Raw genomic sequence first — 15,294 nt, forward strand, 5'->3', positions numbered from 1 at the left:
GCGCAGGATGCCCGTCGGCGGGTACGCCGGGCAATGGACCAACCGTCCAGCGGTGGCCGCCCGCCGCGCACACCCTGTCGAGGGCGGGCGGACCCCAGGAACATGTCTTCGGCCCCGGGAGGCATGGATACGGCTCCCGGCGACGCGGAATCGGCCCCGGGGAGCACGGATACGGCCCCCGGGCACTCGCACAGTGCGCCCGGGGGCCGTATCGGTACCGTTCGAGCGGCGGTCAGCCGTCGAGGGAGGTCATGACGTGCTTGATCCGGGTGTAGTCCTCGAAGCCGTAGGCGGAGAGGTCCTTGCCGTAGCCGGACTTCTTGAAGCCGCCGTGCGGCATCTCGGCGACGAGCGGGATGTGGGTGTTGATCCACACGCAGCCGAAGTCGAGGTTCTTGGACATCCGCATGGCGCGGGCGTGGTCCTTGGTCCACACCGAGGAGGCCAGGGCGTACTCCACGCCGTTGGCCCACTCCAGCGCCTGCGCCTCGTCCCGGAACGACTGGACGGTGATGACCGGTCCGAAGACCTCGTGCTGGATGATCTCGTCGTCCTGCTTGAGGCCGGAGACGACGGTCGGGGCGTAGAAGTAGCCCTTCTCACCGACACGGTGGCCGCCCGCCTCGACCCTGGCGTGGGCGGGGAGGCGCTCGATGAAGCCGCTGACCTGGGCGAGCTGGTTGGCGTTGTTGAGCGGGCCGTAGAGCACGTCCTCGTCGTCCGGCTGTCCGGTCTTCGTGTCGGCGGCGGCCTTGGCCAGCGCGGTGACGAACTCGTCGTGGATGGACTCGTGGACCAGTACGCGGGTGGCGGCCGTGCAGTCCTGGCCCGCGTTGAAGTAGCCGGCGACCGAGATGTCCTCGACGGCCTTGGCGATGTCGGTGTCCTCGAAGACGACGACGGGCGCCTTGCCGCCGAGCTCCAGGTGGACCCGCTTGACGTCCTTCGCTGCGGACTCGGCGACCTGCATGCCGGCCCGTACCGAACCGGTGATGGAGGCCATCGCGGGGGTCCGGTGCTCCACCATCGCGCGGCCGGTGTCCCGGTCGCCGCAGATGACGTTGAAGACGCCCTTGGGCAGGATCTGCCCGATGATCTCGGCGATCAGCACGGTGGACGCCGGGGTGGTGTCGGACGGCTTGATCACCACGGTGTTGCCCGCGGCGAGCGCCGGGGCGAACTTCCAGACGGCCATCATCATCGGGTAGTTCCACGGCGCGACCTGGGCGCAGACCCCGACCGGCTCGCGGCGGACGATGGAGGTCAGCCCCTCCATGTACTCGCCGGCCGAGCGGCCCTCCAGCAGCCGGGCGGCGCCCGCGAAGAAGCGGATCTGGTCGACCATCGGCGGGAGTTCCTCGGTGCGGGTGAGCCCGACCGGCTTGCCGGTGTTCTCGGACTCGGCCGCGATGAGGTCCTCGGCGCGCTCCTCGAAGGCGTCCGCGATCTTCAGCAGGGCGCGCTGGCGCTCGGCGGGGGTGGCGTCGCGCCAGGCGGGGAAGGCCGCGGCGGCGGCTTCCATGGCGGCATCCACGTCGGCGCCGCCGGAGAGCGGGGACGTCGCGTAGACCTCCTCCGTCACCGGGTTGACCACGTCGATGGTCCGCCCGTCGGCGGCGTCGCGGAACTCTCCGTTGATGTAGTTGCGCAGACGGCGCACCTCGGTGGTCACAGCCGGCCCTCCTGCTCTGAAGTCCAATGGGTGAGACGCCCAGCGTAGTCGCTCGGGTAACGCTTTCGACATACCCAACCGCCGTGAACTTCGGATTCGGTGAGATTCAGGTCCCTCAACAACGAATTTCATCGATCGAGGGTTGCGAGACAGACGAGTCCCGGTGCACAGTGGCTCCGTGGCCAGTCGCAGCGCAGACTCCAGGACCGGGAACGGATCGTCCTCAACCGTCGATGCCGTGTCCCTCGCAATCATCGAGCAGCTCCAGGAGGACGGGCGTCGTCCGTACGCCGCGATCGGCAAGGCCGTCGGCCTCTCCGAGGCGGCCGTGCGACAGCGCGTGCAGAAGCTGCTCGACCAGGGCGTGATGCAGATCGTCGCCGTCACCGATCCGCTCACCGTGGGATTCAGACGGCAGGCGATGGTCGGGATCAACGTCGAGGGCGACCTCGATCCCGTCGCGGAGGCCCTGTCGGCCATGGCCGAGTGCGAGTACGTGGTGATGACCGCGGGCTCCTTCGACCTGATGGTGGAGATCGTCTGCGAGGACGACGACCACCTGCTGGAGACGATCAGCAAACGCATCCGGGCCATTCCCGGAGTGCGCTCCACCGAGAGCTTCGTCTACCTCAAGCTCAAGAAGCAGACCTATATGTGGGGAACCCGATAGCCGTGAGCAAGGACCTCAGCCGGACCGCGTACGACCACCTGTGGATGCACTTCACCCGCATGTCGGACTACGAGAACGCAAGCGTTCCCACCATCGTGCGTGGCGAGGGCACCTACATCTTCGACGACCAGGGCAAGCGCTACCTCGACGGCCTGTCCGGCCTGTTCGTGGTCAACGCCGGCCACGGCCGTCACGAGCTCGCCGAGGCGGCGTACAAGCAGGCGCAGCAGCTGGCCTTCTTCCCGGTGTGGTCCTACGCCCACCCCAAGGCCGTCGAACTGGCCGAGCGCCTCGCCGACTACGCCCCGGGCGACCTCAACAAGGTCTTCTTCACCACCGGCGGCGGCGAGGCCGTCGAGACCGCTTGGAAGCTGGCGAAGCAGTACTTCAAGCTCAAGGGCAAGCCGACCAAGTACAAGGTCATCTCGCGCGCGGTCGCCTACCACGGCACCCCGCAGGGCGCCCTGTCCATCACCGGACTGCCGGCCCTCAAGGCCCCGTTCGAGCCGCTGGTGCCCGGCGCGCACAAGGTGCCGAACACCAACATCTACCGCGCCCCGCTCTTCGGCGACGACCCGGAGGCCTTCGGCCGCTGGGCCGCCGACCAGATCGAGCAGGAGATCCTCTTCGAGGGCCCCGAGACCGTCGCCGCGGTCTTCCTGGAGCCGGTCCAGAACGCCGGCGGCTGCTTCCCGCCGCCGCCCGGCTACTTCCAGCGGGTCCGCGAGATCTGCGACCAGTACGACGTGCTGCTCGTCTCGGACGAGGTCATCTGCGCCTTCGGCCGGCTCGGCACGATGTTCGCGTGCGACAAGTTCGGCTACGTACCCGACATGATCACCTGCGCCAAGGGCATGACGTCGGGCTACTCCCCGATCGGCGCCTGCATCATCTCGGACAAGCTCGCCGAGCCGTTCTACGAGGGCGACAACACCTTCCTGCACGGCTACACCTTCGGCGGTCACCCGGTCTCCGCTGCGGTCGGCCTCGCCAACCTCGACATCTTCGAGAAGGAAGGCCTCAACCAGCACGTCCTCGACAACGAGAACGCCTTCTTCACCACGCTGCAGAAGCTGCACGACCTGCCGATCGTCGGTGACGTCCGGGGCAACGGCTTCTTCTACGGCATCGAGCTGGTCAAGGACAAGGCCACCAAGGAGACGTTCACCGACGAGGAGACCGAGCGCGTCCTGTACGGCTTCCTCTCCAAGGCGCTGTACGACAGCGGCCTCTACTGCCGGGCCGACGACCGGGGCGACCCGGTGGTCCAGCTCGCCCCGCCGCTGATCTCCGACCAGTCCACGTTCGACGAGATCGAGTCCATCCTGCGGTCCGTCCTGACGGAGGCCTGGACGAAGCTCTGACCGATCGCTCGACCGGCTGATCGAGCGAGCCAGGCTTGACCACCGCTTGCCCCTCCACGGACGGTCCCGCAGCGGTCATTTCATACGGTCCACACGGCCCGGATGCGCCCAATCGAGTGGGAAGAGGCGCACCCGGGCCGCGTGCTGTGCGCACACCGCGGTCCGAATCCCTACGGTGCCGAGTGACCGATCGGCCCCCTCTTCGTTCCCCCGTACGGGGGAACGGGATATCTGATCTGAACCGAGGTGTACGCCAATGGTGGCCCCGCCGGACAACGACGTGATCTGGGCGCGCTCCCTGCACCACTCCCACAACGGCTCACCCGCGCTCGGCGGGGTGTCCCTGGGGATCCGCGACGGCGAGATCCTCGCCGTGACCGGCCCGCGCGGCAGCGGCAAGACGACCCTGCTGCACTGCCTGTCCGGCCAACTGGTGCCCACCGAGGGCGAGGTGTGGTTCAACAGCGTCCCCGTCCACACCATGGGCCCCCGGCTGCGCGAACGGCTGCGGCGCGACAAGTTCGGCTGGATCGCCCCCGAGCCACAGCTCGTCCCGGAGCTGACCACCTGGGAGAACACCGCCCTTCCGCTGCTGCTGCGCGGCGTCTCGCGCCGGGAGGCCAAGAAGGCCGCCATGGAGTGGCTGGAGCGCCTCGACATCGGCATGTGCGCCAGGAAGCGGCCGCACACCCTCCAGCAGAGCCAGCGGCAGCGGATCTCGGTGGCCCGCGCGCTGGCCACCGCCCCCGCCGTGATCTTCGCCGACGAGCCCACCGCGACCCTGCACCGCACCGACCGCACGCACGTGCTGCGCACCCTGACCAGCGCGGCCCGCTCGCACGGCATCACGGTGGTCCTCGCCACGCACGACGCGGAGATCGCCGCCCTCGCGGACCGTGCGGTGCCGCTGCTGGACGGGCGCCGGGTCGCCACGGTCAAGCCGGCCGCCGGGACCGACACGGAGGGCCGCGCGGCGTGCTCGCTCTCCGTCTAGCCCGCGGTTCCCATCCACTGGTCCTGGTGCGGCGGCTGATGGTCGCGGCCGCCTCCGCCGGGGTCGGCTTCCTCCTGCTGTGCACCCTGGGCTACGCCTCCGGGCACCCGGCGCACTCCGCGGGCTCCGTGCTGCGGCTCCTGTGGTGCTTCGTGCCGCTGGCCGCCACCGTGCAGTTCGCGGTCGCGGTGGCCCGTACGGACCCGAGCACCCGCCCGCGCGCCGGACTGTCCGCCGTCGGCCTCGGCCCGGTCCGGCTCAGTGTGCTCGCCGCGGTCTCCACCGCCGTCTCGTGCACCCTCGGTTCCATGGTGGCGCTGCTCTTCTTCCTCCACCTGCGCGGCGACCTGTCCGGGCTGCCGTTCGACGGTGCGGCGGCCGGGCTGCTGGACGCGGAGGCGCCGCTGCCGCTCGCCGCCGTCCTGGTCCTGCTGACCCTGGTCCCCGCGGCGGCGGCGACGGCGAGCGCGCTGGCGCTGCGCACGAGCCCGGTGCGGGCGGCGGGCGTGCAGGACGGCTCGCAGGACCTGCTGCCCGAGGAACAGGTGCCCGCTCCGGCCGCCCCGCCGTCCGGACTGCCCTGGGGCGTCGCCCTGACGGCGGCCGGCCTCGCGGTCGAGGCGTACGCCAGCCGCGGCTCGTCCGGCAGCCCCTTCCCGCTCCCCGGAAAGCTCGACTCCACCCCGGCCTGGGTCCTGGTGGGCTGGACGCTGACGGCGATCGGCCTCGCCACGGCCGGCCCCGGCCTGACCCATCTCGCCGGACGGCTGCTCCAGGCGGTGCGCCCGGGAGCCGTACGGCTGCTGGCCGGCCGGGTGCTGATGGACGAGGCACGCCGGATCGGCCGGCCGCTCGGCATCGTCTGCGCGGTGCTCTCGGCGGTCATCGCCGCGTTCGCCCTGTACGGGACGGGCCCCCGGCCCTTCGGACCGCTCACCGCGCTCGGCGCCGTACTCGTCATCGGCTGCACGACGGCGACACTGCTGACGTCCGCGCTGGAGGCGAGGCAGGCCCGCGCGGAGACGGCACGAGCCCTGCTGCGGCTCGGCGCACCGGCCTCGGCGCTGCGGGCCGCCACCGCACTGCGCGCGGCCGTGCTGCTCCTGGTCTTCGCCCCGCTGACCTGGGCAATCGCCGAGCTGGCCGCCCTGCCGCTGACCGGGTGAACCGGGTGCGCCCGGCCCGTCCGTAGCATGAGGGCGTGGAGAACCCGGACGCAAGCATTCCCGCACCAGGCGGCGAGATCGAGTCGCTCGCCGAATTCGACGCGGCGGCCGCCGCCGGCTCGCTGGCCGGGCGCCGCGTCCAGTCCGTCGACCTGACGGAGCGCGGCGCCGCCCTGCTGGCCGCCGACACCTCGGGCGCCGTCTTCCTCGGCTGCCCGATGGCACCCGACGCGGCGGCGAAGGTACGGGCCGACGGCGCGTTCGTCTTCCCGCCGGTGCCTGGCCTCCCCTTCGACCCCTACCGCGGCCTCCTCTACTCCCCCGACGCGCTCTACGACGGGCTGACGAAGGGCGGTTACGAGGAGACGCCGGACGCCCGCGCCTACCGCTGGTTCCAGGCGACGCGGTCGAACGGTGACGCGTTCGCGTCGATGCTCCGCGCGCTCCACGACGACGCGGTCTCCGACGCGCTGGAGGAACTCCTGGCCGGGGCTCGGGTGGTCGGCGTGATGGGCGGCCACGCGACGGCCCGGGGCAGCGATTCGTACGCGGGCGCGGCCCGCCTCGGCCGGACCCTGGCCCGTAGCGGTCTCACGGTCGCCACCGGCGGCGGACCGGGCGCGATGGAGGCGGCGAACCTCGGCGCCTACGCGGCCCCGCACCCCGACCCGATGCTGGACGAGGCCTGCGGACTCCTGGCCGCCGCACCCTCGTTCACCCTCGACGTCTCCGACTGGGCCCTGGCTGCGTTCGCCGTGCGGGAGCGATGGCCGGGCGGCGGCGGCTCGGTGTCGATCCCCACCTGGTTCTACGGGCACGAGCCGCCGAACCCGTTCGCCGACCACATAGCCAAGTACTTCGCCAACGCCCTGCGCGAGGACGGGCTGCTGGCCCGCTCGACGGCGGGCGTGATCTTCCTGCCCGGCGCGGCCGGCACCGTCCAGGAGATCTTCGACAGCGCCACCCCGAACTACTACGGCTCACGCGGCGAACCCGCCCCGATGGTGCTGGTGGGCCGGGACCACTGGACCCGCGAACTGCCCGCCTGGCCCCTGCTGCGGGCGCTCGCCGCAGACCGGCCGATGGCGGCCCGGATCGCGCTCGTCGACACGGTGGAGGAAGCGGCCGGGGAACTCGCCCGGCTGTCGGCGGAGTAGCGGGGAGGCGGCGGGCCATCCATGACAGCGCACCGTAGCCCCGGGCCGTCACTCACCCCGCACCGCCGCCCCGCCCCGGGTCGTCGGACAGGAGCCGCGCCAACCGTTCGTACGTTCCGTCCCAGCCCCACTCCGCCACGCCCCGTCGGCGTGGGCGGTGGTGGAGCTCCGGGAGCGGGCTGCTGGCCGTCCGGGTCGGTGACGACGGGCCGGGGCCGGGCGGGCCGCTGAGTGAGGGCACCGGCCACGGGCTGGTCGGGATGAACGAGCGGGCCGCGCTGCTCGGCGGCAGCTGGACGGCATCGAAGCGGCGCGCGGGATCATCGCCGGATCGGGCGGTGCGACCAGGGCGCTGATGCTGACGACGTTCGGGCTCGACGAGTACGTGTACGACGCGCTGACGGCCGGAGCCGGCGGGTTCCTGACCGGCCGGGAGGTGGAGGTGCTGGTCCTGATCGCACGGGGCCTGTCGAATACGGACATCGCCGACCGGCTCACCATCACCGCGCACACGGTCAAGACCCATATCAACCGGCTGTTCGCGAAGATGGAGCTGCGGGACCGGGCGCAGGCGGTGATCCTGGCGTACGAACTGGGCCTGGTCGTGGCCGGGGCCGGTCCGGGCGGGACACGCACCGCGGGACCGGGTGCGGGCCGGTGAGCCGCGCCCGGTCAGAACACGGCGGGCAGTACGACGCTCTCCGCCGCGTCGAAGGTGACGCCGACGGCCGCGCCCTCCTCCGGTGTGCCGCGCAGCGGGCACTCGGCGTCCAGAGCCGGCCCGTGCTCGGGGTGCAGCGTCACGGCGACGTGGTTGCCTCGGAAGGTGCGGGTGGCAACCGTGCAGCGCAGGCCGTCCTCGGGGGCGCCGATCCGGACTCCGGCCGGACGCACCAGCAGGTCGCAGGCGCCCTGCGGTGAACCGGCGGGCACCGGCACCTTTCCCCAGTCCGTGTCGGCGGCCTCGCCGGTGACGGTCGCCTCCACCACGTTGTCGAAGCCGAGGAAGCGGGCGACGAAGGCCGATGCGGGGTGCTGCCAGACCTCCAGCGGGGTGCCCACCTGGGCGATGCGCCCGTCGCGCATCACGACGACGCGGTCGGCGAGCGCGAAGGCCTCGCCCTGGTCGTGGGTGACGGCGAGCACGGTGGTGCCCAAGCGGGCGAACAGCGTGCGCAGTTCGACGACGAGGCGTTCGCGCAGGCTGCGGTCCAGCTGGCCGAGCGGCTCGTCCAGCATCAGCAGCCTGGGCCGGGGCGCGAGCGCGCGGGCCAGGGCGACACGCTGCTGCTCGCCACCGGAGAGCGCGGCAATGGCCCGCCGCTCGGCGCCGGGCAGCCCCACCAGGTCGAGGAGCTCGGCGACCTTGCCGTCCCGCTCGCTCCGGCCCACGCCGCGCATCCGCAGCCCGAAGGCGACGTTGGCGCCGACGTCCCGGTGCGGGAACAACTGGTGATCCTGGAACATCAGGCCGAGCCCGCGCCGGTGCACCGGTACCCCGGCCTGGTCCGCCCCGTCGAGCAGTACCCGCCCGCCGTCCGGCTGCTGGAGACCCGCGACCACCCGCAGCAGCGTCGACTTCCCGCTGCCGCTCGGGCCCAGCACACAGACGATCTCGTGGTCGGCGACCTCCAGGTCGACCGCGTCCAGCACCGCCCGGTCGCCGAAGCGCACCGTGGCCGATTCGAGTGTCAGCATCGTGTCGGCATCCTTAGAACTCCCCGGATCGGTCGGTGCGGATGCGTTCGAGCAGCAGCAGGGACACCGCGCACACGAGCATCAGAATGGTGCTGAGGGCCATCGCCTGCCCGTAGTTGAGATCCCCGGAGCGCCCCAGCAGCCGCGCCACGGCCACCGGCAGCGTCGGGTTGTCGGGCCGCGCGATGAACACCGTGGCGCCGAACTCCCCCAGCGACACGGCGAACGCGAAGCCCGCCGCCACCAGCAGCGCCCGGCGCACCAGCGGCAGGTCCACCTCGCGCCAGGCCCGCAGTGGTGAGGCGCCGAGCACCGCGGCCGCCTCGCGCAGCCGCCCGTCCACCGCGCGCAGGACCGGCAGCATGGTCCGTACGACGAACGGCACCCCGACGAGCGCCTGGGCGAGCGGGACCAGGATCCAGGAGGTCCGCAGGTCCAGCGGCGGCTTGTCCAGGGTGATCAGGAAGCCGAAGCCGACGGTGACGGCGGAGACCCCGAGCGGCAGCATCAGCAGCGCGTCGAAGCCCCTGACCAGCCGCCCGGCCCGCCTGGTCAGCGCCGCCGCGGCCAGGCCTCCGACGACCAGCGCGATGGCGGTCGCGACCAGGGCGTACCGCAGCGAGTTCCAGATCGCCTCGATGGGCGCGACCAGGAACGTACCGCTGTTCGCGGTCGCCGAGCCCAGCGCCCGGTAGTAGCCGAGACCGTGACCGCCGGGCAGTTCGAGCGAGCGCTCCACCAGGATGGCGAGCGGCAGCAGGATCAGCACCAGCACGGTCAGCAGAACCCCTGTGAGCAGCGCCCACTGAGCCGCGCCGCGCGGGCGGCGGGCGGTCTGCGCCGGGTCGACGAGCCTCAGCGCGGTCTCCCTGCGCCGTACGGTCCAGGCGTGCACGGCGAGGATCGCACCGACCGCGGCGAACTGCACGAGCGTGAGCACCGCTGCCGTGGGCAGGGCGAGCAGCTGCGCGGTCTGGCGGTAGATCTCCACCTCCAGCGTGGAGAATCCGGGGCCGCCGAGGATCTGGACGACGCCGAAGGAGGTGAAGGTGAAGAGGAAGACCATCAGCGCGGCAGCGGCCACGGCGGGAGCCAGCGCCGGAAGCGTCACCCGCCGCCAGGCGGCGAACCGTCCGGCGCCCAGGACCCGCGCGGCCTCCTCCTGCCTGGGGTCGAGCTGCGACCACAGCCCGCCGACGGTGCGCACGACGACCGCGTAGTTGAAGAAGACATGGGCCAGCAGGATCGCCCACACCGTGGTGTCGAGCCGGACGCCCCAGAGGTCGTCGAGGAAACCGCCGCGCCCCAGCAACGCCAGGAACGCCGTGCCCACGACGACGGTCGGCAGCACGAACGGCACCGTGACGACCGCGCGCAGCAACTGCTTGCCCGGGAAGTCGAACCGGGCGAACACATAGGCGCCCGGCAGGGCGATCAGCAGGGTCAGCGCGGTCGAGGCGAGCGCCTGCCAGAGCGTGAACCAGAGGACTTCGCGGATGTCCGGCCGGCTCAGCACCTCACCGATCCGGCCGAACTGCCAGACGCCGCCGTCCTTGAGCCCGCGTCCGACGATCGCGACGACGGGGTAGGCGAAGAACACCGCGAAGAAGGCGACGGGCACGGCCATCAGGCCGAGCCGCACCGCGCTCCCGCGCCGCGACCGGGCGCGCGCGGCCTTCCCGCGCGCTCCCGGTCCGCGTACGGGAGGCTTCGCTACTTCACTACGAGCGAGGACCATGACTGGACCCAGTGCTCACGGTTCTTGGCGATCGTGTCCGGGGCGACGGTCGCCGGCTTGTCCGCGGTGGTCCCGAACTTCGTGAAGAGTTCCGGCACCTTCGCGCCCTTGGTGACCGGGCTGACGAACATGTTGAGCGGCATGTCCTCCTGGAACTTCTTACTGATCAGGAAGTCCAGCAGGGCCTTGCCGCCCACCTCGTTCTTCGCGCCGTCGAGCAGACCGGCGAACTCGATCTGCCGGAAGCACGTCCCGGTGGCGACCCCGGTCGGGGCGGTCTTGGGCTGCGGGTCCGCGTACAGCACCTCGACGGGCGGGCTGGAGGCGTAACTGACCACGAGCGGCCGGTCGGCCTTGGCCTTCTTGCCGCCGGCCGAGCCGGAGAACTCCTCGTTGTACGCCTGCTCCCAGCCGTCGACGACCTTGACGCCGTTGTCCTTCAGCTTCTTCCAGTAGTCCTGGTAGCCGTCCTCGCCGTGGGCGGCGATGCTGCCGAGGAGGAAGCCGAGGCCGGGCGACGAGGTCGCGGCGTTCTCGGTGACGAGGAGGTTCTTGTACGCGGGCTTCGCCAGGTCGTCGAAGGACTTCGGCGGTGCGAGCTTCTTGTCCGCGAAGTACCTCTTGTCGTAGTTGACGCAGATGTCGCCGGTGTCGACCGGGGTGACCCGGTGCTTGGCGGCGTCCAGCTGGACGTCGGACGCGACCTGGCCGAGGCCCTTGGCGGCGTACGGCGTGAAGAGGCCGTTGTCGAGGGCGCGGGACAGCAAGGTGTTGTCGACGCCGAAGAACACGTCGCCGCGCGGTGAGCCCTTGGTCAGGATCTCCTGGTTGAGTGCGGCGCCGGCGTCACCGCTCTTCAGCACCTTGACCGTGTAGCCGGTCTCCCGGGTGAACTCCTTCAGCACGCCCTTGGACGCGTTGAAGGAGTCGTGGCTGACGAGCGTGACGGTTTTGGAGCCGGAGCCCTTGGTGCCGCCCGAGCCGCTGCCGGCGGCCGAGTCGTCGGAGCTCCCGCAGCCGGCGAGCGCGGTCGCGCCGATCGCCGCGGCGACGGCGGTCACCGCGATCTTCTTGGTGGTGCTCATGTGATTCCTCCTGGGGTGACCAGGAAGAGACGCGGCCCTGCCCGCGCCGGCGGAGAACCGGAAGCGGGCAGGGCGCAACAGCTTGAGTAAGGTCCGAACTTCCTACCCGGAATGACCCGGGCGAGGTTCAGAGGGTCTGCGGCCAACCTGTCCTTGGTGCCGCACTCTCAGCGCTGTGGCGCTCCCCTGTCGGAATATGAAGTTGAATTCACGCCCAGGCTACACGGCCGATTCCGGCCTCAGCGCTCGGTAGCCGCGAGCTGGCCGCAGGCACCGTCGATCTCCTGGCCGCGGGTGTCCCGCACGGTCACCGGTACCCCGTGGGCGGCGATGGCCTCGACGAACGCCTTCTCGTCCTCGGGCCGCGAGGCGGTCCACTTCGAGCCCGGGGTCGGGTTCAGCGGGATCAGGTTGACGTGGACCCGCTTGCCCTTGAGGAGCCGGCCCAGCCGGTCGCCGCGCCAGGCCTGGTCGTTGATGTCACGGATCAGCGCGTACTCGATGGAGATGCGGCGACCGGACTTCTCCGCGTACTCCCAGGCCGCGTCCAGCACCTCGCGCACCTTCCACCGGGTGTTCACGGGAACGAGGGTGTCGCGCAGCTCGTCGTCCGGGGCGTGCAGCGAGACGGCGAGACGGCACTTGAAGCCCTCGTCCGCGAAGCGCAGCATCGCCGGCACCAGGCCGACGGTCGAGACGGTGATCCCGCGCTGCGACAGCCCCAGCCCATCGGGCTCGGGGTCGGTCAGCCGGCGGATGGAGCCGACCACCCGGTTGTAGTTGGCCAGCGGCTCGCCCATGCCCATGAAGACGATGTTGGAGAGCCGCGCCGGGCCCCCGGGGACCTCGCCGTCGCGCAGCGCCCGCATGCCGTCCACGATCTGGTGGACGATCTCCGCGGTGGAGAGGTTGCGGTCGAGACCGGCCTGTCCGGTGGCGCAGAACGGGCAGTTCATCCCGCAGCCGGCCTGGGAGGAGATGCACATCGTGACGCGCTCGGGGTAGCGCATCAGGACGGACTCGACGAGCGTCCCGTCGTGCAGCTTCCACAGCGTCTTGCGGGTGGTGTCGTCGTCGCAGCTGATGTGGCGGACCACGGACATCAGCTCGGGGAACAGCGCCTCCGCGAGCTTGCCCCGTGACCCGGCCGGAATGTTGGTCCACTCCGACGGGTCGTGCGCGTACCGCGCGAAGTAGTGCTGCGAGAGCTGCTGGGCGCGGAAGGGCTTCTCGCCGGTCGCGGCGACGGCTTCCTTGCGCTCGGCGGGCGTGAGGTCGGCGAGGTGCCGCGGCGGCTTCTTGGCTCCGCGGGGCGCGACGAAAGTGAGTTCTCCGGGCTTAGGCATGGTTCTTCCAGTGTCGCAGACCCGCGGCGGTGCCTCCGCCCCCCGCCGACGGGGCCCGGCGGAGCGGCGCTGAGCCGGGCCGGACGGGGTATCCGGTGGAACAGGGACGGCCCGCCGACCACACAGGAGGTATCAGCCGTGCACACCGTGAAGCGCTGGTTCAGTCACAGCCTGCCCGCACAGGCCCTGGTGCTCTTCGTGCTGGGACTGGGCTTCGGCGCCGTGTTCCGCCGGGACGATCATCCGGCCTTATGGGCGGTCCAGAGCCTGCTCTACACCGCCGTGATCATCGGGGTCGTGGCGTACCAGCGCCGCAGGGCCGGCCGGGCGACCGGCGCGCGGCCCGGCACGGTCGTCGACCTCAGCCGCAGGCTCCGGCAACGCGAGGTACCCGAGGACCCCGAGGAGCGGGTGCTCATGGGGCGGCTGGTCGAGGACCAGCTCGGGAAGATGGAGCGGGGCAGCCGGTGGCTGCCCTACTGGCTGGGTCTGCTGGGCCTGATCGCGGTGGGCATGCTGGTCCTCGGGGCCGCCACCGGCTCACTGGCCTTCCCCGTGGTCTTCGCCGTGGGCGTGATCGCGTTCTGTTGCGGGGTCCTGTGGATGCACAAGCGGACGATGGGGCTCCTTCACCACATGCGCTCGGCCCTGCGGGACCGTGTCTGACCTCACCGGACACGAGTGAGGGCCCACCGTCCGGAGACGGTGGGCCCTCACTCGTGGCGACGCGTACGGTCGTTCAGCCGGAGCCGACGAAGATCACCATCAGCAGCCAGACCACCGGCGCGGTCGGCAGCAGCGAGTCCAGCCGGTCCATGATTCCGCCGTGTCCGGGGAGCAGCGTGCCCATGTCCTTGATCCCGAGGTCCCGCTTGATCATGGACTCGCCGAGGTCACCCAGGGTGGCGCTGGCGGCGACCGCGAGGCCGAGCAGCAGGCCCTGCCACCAGGAGCCGTCGTCGATCAGGAACTGCATGCACAGCGCGCCGGCCACCATCGCGAAGCTCACGGCACCGAAGAGGCCCTCGCGGGTCTTTCCGGGGCTGATCCGGGGGGCGAGCTTGTGCTTGCCGAACCGCCAGCCGACGGCGTACGCGCCGGTGTCGCTGACCACGGTCAGCAGCAGGAAGGTCAGCACCCGCATCGGTCCGTCGTCCGCCGTCAGGAGCATGGCGACGAAGGTGGCCAGGAACGGTACGTAGAACGCGGCGAAGACGCCGGCCGTGACGTCCTTGAGGTAGCCCTCCGGCGGTTCGGTCATCCGCCAGACGAGCACCGCGAGGGCGGTCAGCGCCATGGCGGCCCAGGCGCCCTCGGCACCTCGCGCGTAACCGGCCACGACCATGGCGGCGCCACCGACCGCGAGGGGTACGAGCGGCGCCTTGATCCCCTTGCGCTCCTGCAGGCGGGAGGTGAGCTCCCACAGGCCCACGACGACGGCGACCACGATCACCCCGACGAAGACGGCCTTGACGACGAAGAGCGAAGCGACGACGACGGCCCCGAGGCCCACGCCGACCCCTATGGCGGCTCCCAGATCACGGCCCGCACGTTTCTTCTGCGGGGGCGGCGGCGCGGTGGACATGGGCTCCTGCGGCTTCTCGTCGCGGAACAGGGGGCCGCCGCTCAGGCGTGCGGCCCCCTGGTCCCGGTCATCACGGCTCTCTGCGTCTCTACCTGCGTCGGGAACGTCCGGCACGATGGGCATGGGCCGAGTCTGCTGGGCGTTATGCACATCGTATGCAGGACCCGCCGGAGCGGCCCACATCTCGGGAGCGGCCCCGTGGCCGGCGTCCTGCGGGACGCCCCGGGAGGAGTCGTTCATCAGACTTCGAGCAGCTCGGCTTCCTTGTGCTTCAGCAGCTCGTCCACCTGCGCGACGTACTTCGCGGTGGTGTCGTCGAGCTCCTTCTCGGCGCGGCGCACCTCGTCCTCGCCGGACTCCTTGTCCTTGACCAGCTTGTCGAGGGTCTCCTTGGCCTTGCGGCGGACCGCGCGGATCGAGATCTTGGAGTCCTCGGCCTTGGTCTTCGCGACCTTGATGTAGTCGCGACGGCGCTCTTCGGTGAGGTCGGGGAAGTTCACCCGGATGATATTGCCGTCGTTGCTCGGGTTCACGCCGAGGTCGGAGTCGCGGATGGCCTGCTCGATGTTGCGCAGGGCCGTCTTGTCGAACGGCGTCACGACGGCCATCCGGGGCTCGGGCACCGAGAACGAGGCCAGCTGGTTGATCGGGGTCAGCGCGCCGTAGTAGTCGGCGACGATCTTGTTGAACATCGCCGGGTGCGCACGGCCGGTGCGGATCGCGGCGAAGTCCTCTTTCGCGACCACGACGGCCTTCTCCATCTTCTCCTCGGCCTCGAGGAGGGTTTCTTCGATCACCACGTGCTCCTGCGTGTCTTGA

The 15,294-nt window shown here is 71.1% G+C and carries 13 protein-coding genes, 1 pseudogene and 1 riboswitch; of the genes and pseudogenes, 7 read left to right on the top strand and 7 right to left on the bottom strand.

The annotated features are described in order from the left end of the window. Positions 1 to 232 precede the first annotated feature (232 nt). Positions 233 to 1,672 carry a gamma-aminobutyraldehyde dehydrogenase gene (locus tag ACGFU6_RS29385; RefSeq protein WP_393615279.1) on the bottom strand — a complete coding sequence of 480 codons (1,440 nt, stop codon included), beginning with the start codon at positions 1,670 to 1,672 and terminating at the stop codon, positions 233 to 235. Positions 1,673 to 1,835: 163 nt separating this feature from the next. On the opposite strand from ACGFU6_RS29385, the gene ACGFU6_RS29390 reads away from it, so the two are divergent. The 6 genes and pseudogenes from ACGFU6_RS29390 to ACGFU6_RS29415 all read left to right on the top strand — a co-directional run. Continuing rightward, the gene (locus ACGFU6_RS29390) at positions 1,836 to 2,342 is read left to right on the top strand and encodes an Lrp/AsnC family transcriptional regulator (protein ID WP_073739130.1); all 507 of its coding nucleotides are present in this window, start codon (positions 1,836 to 1,838) and stop codon (positions 2,340 to 2,342) included. Further along, complete coding sequence (locus ACGFU6_RS29395) at positions 2,327 to 3,706, top strand: aspartate aminotransferase family protein (protein ID WP_393615281.1); 1,380 nt, start codon at positions 2,327 to 2,329, stop codon at positions 3,704 to 3,706. Before ACGFU6_RS29390 ends, ACGFU6_RS29395 begins: the two co-directional genes overlap by 16 nt. 256 nt (positions 3,707 to 3,962) lie before the next feature. Continuing rightward, positions 3,963 to 4,700 (top strand): ABC transporter ATP-binding protein, encoded by a 738-nt coding sequence (locus ACGFU6_RS29400; protein ID WP_393615283.1) that lies wholly within the window; start codon positions 3,963 to 3,965, stop codon positions 4,698 to 4,700. Continuing rightward, the gene (locus ACGFU6_RS29405; protein WP_393615285.1) at positions 4,682 to 5,866 is read left to right on the top strand and encodes a hypothetical protein; all 1,185 of its coding nucleotides are present in this window, start codon (positions 4,682 to 4,684) and stop codon (positions 5,864 to 5,866) included. The genes ACGFU6_RS29400 and ACGFU6_RS29405 overlap by 19 nt, the downstream gene beginning before the upstream one ends. 35 nt (positions 5,867 to 5,901) lie before the next feature. Continuing rightward, the gene (locus tag ACGFU6_RS29410) at positions 5,902 to 7,023 is read left to right on the top strand and encodes an LOG family protein (RefSeq protein ID WP_393615287.1); all 1,122 of its coding nucleotides are present in this window, start codon (positions 5,902 to 5,904) and stop codon (positions 7,021 to 7,023) included. A 289-nt stretch (positions 7,024 to 7,312) separates the two neighbouring features. Beyond that, a pseudogene (locus ACGFU6_RS29415) lies at positions 7,313 to 7,684 on the top strand (DNA-binding response regulator); the annotation flags it as partial. An 11-nt stretch (positions 7,685 to 7,695) separates the two neighbouring features. Here ACGFU6_RS29415 and ACGFU6_RS29420 read toward each other — a convergent pair. The 4 genes from ACGFU6_RS29420 to rlmN all read right to left on the bottom strand — a co-directional run bounded on the left by ACGFU6_RS29420 (position 7,696) and on the right by rlmN (position 12,890). After that, entirely contained in the window at positions 7,696 to 8,721 is a 1,026-nt protein-coding gene (locus tag ACGFU6_RS29420) for an ABC transporter ATP-binding protein (RefSeq protein WP_393615289.1), read from the bottom strand. A gap of 13 nt (positions 8,722 to 8,734) precedes the next feature. Then, positions 8,735 to 10,348, bottom strand: coding sequence for an ABC transporter permease (locus tag ACGFU6_RS29425; RefSeq protein ID WP_393615383.1), 1,614 nt, complete (start codon positions 10,346 to 10,348; stop codon positions 8,735 to 8,737). Positions 10,349 to 10,434: 86 nt separating this feature from the next. Continuing rightward, positions 10,435 to 11,544: a thiamine ABC transporter substrate binding subunit gene (locus ACGFU6_RS29430; protein WP_393615291.1), complete on the bottom strand. Its 1,110-nt coding sequence runs from the start codon at positions 11,542 to 11,544 to the stop codon at positions 10,435 to 10,437. Positions 11,545 to 11,625: 81 nt separating this feature from the next. Further along, a riboswitch (TPP riboswitch) is annotated at positions 11,626 to 11,742 on the bottom strand. A gap of 41 nt (positions 11,743 to 11,783) precedes the next feature. Continuing rightward, on the bottom strand, positions 11,784 to 12,890 hold the full coding sequence (rlmN, locus tag ACGFU6_RS29435; protein WP_393615293.1) for a 23S rRNA (adenine(2503)-C(2))-methyltransferase RlmN: 1,107 nt from the start codon (positions 12,888 to 12,890) through the stop codon (positions 11,784 to 11,786). Between the two features lie 138 nt (positions 12,891 to 13,028). On the opposite strand from rlmN, the gene ACGFU6_RS29440 reads away from it, so the two are divergent. Continuing rightward, entirely contained in the window at positions 13,029 to 13,556 is a 528-nt protein-coding gene (locus tag ACGFU6_RS29440) for a hypothetical protein (protein WP_393615295.1), read from the top strand. 73 nt (positions 13,557 to 13,629) lie between these two features. Here ACGFU6_RS29440 and ACGFU6_RS29445 read toward each other — a convergent pair whose 3' ends face one another. Together ACGFU6_RS29445 and frr are read right to left on the bottom strand one after the other, a co-directional pair. Then, positions 13,630 to 14,715 (bottom strand): phosphatidate cytidylyltransferase, encoded by a 1,086-nt coding sequence (locus ACGFU6_RS29445; protein WP_393615296.1) that lies wholly within the window; start codon positions 14,713 to 14,715, stop codon positions 13,630 to 13,632. Next, a complete protein-coding gene (frr, locus tag ACGFU6_RS29450; RefSeq protein ID WP_024488459.1) occupies positions 14,715 to 15,272 on the bottom strand; it encodes a ribosome recycling factor in 558 nt (185 codons plus the stop codon). The genes ACGFU6_RS29445 and frr overlap by 1 nt, the downstream gene beginning before the upstream one ends. Positions 15,273 to 15,294 lie beyond the last annotated feature (22 nt).

Origin of the sequence: Streptomyces sp. NPDC048462, assembly GCF_043200175.1 — a bacterium.
In the GTDB taxonomy this organism is placed as follows: Bacteria; Actinomycetota; Actinomycetes; order Streptomycetales; family Streptomycetaceae; genus Streptomyces.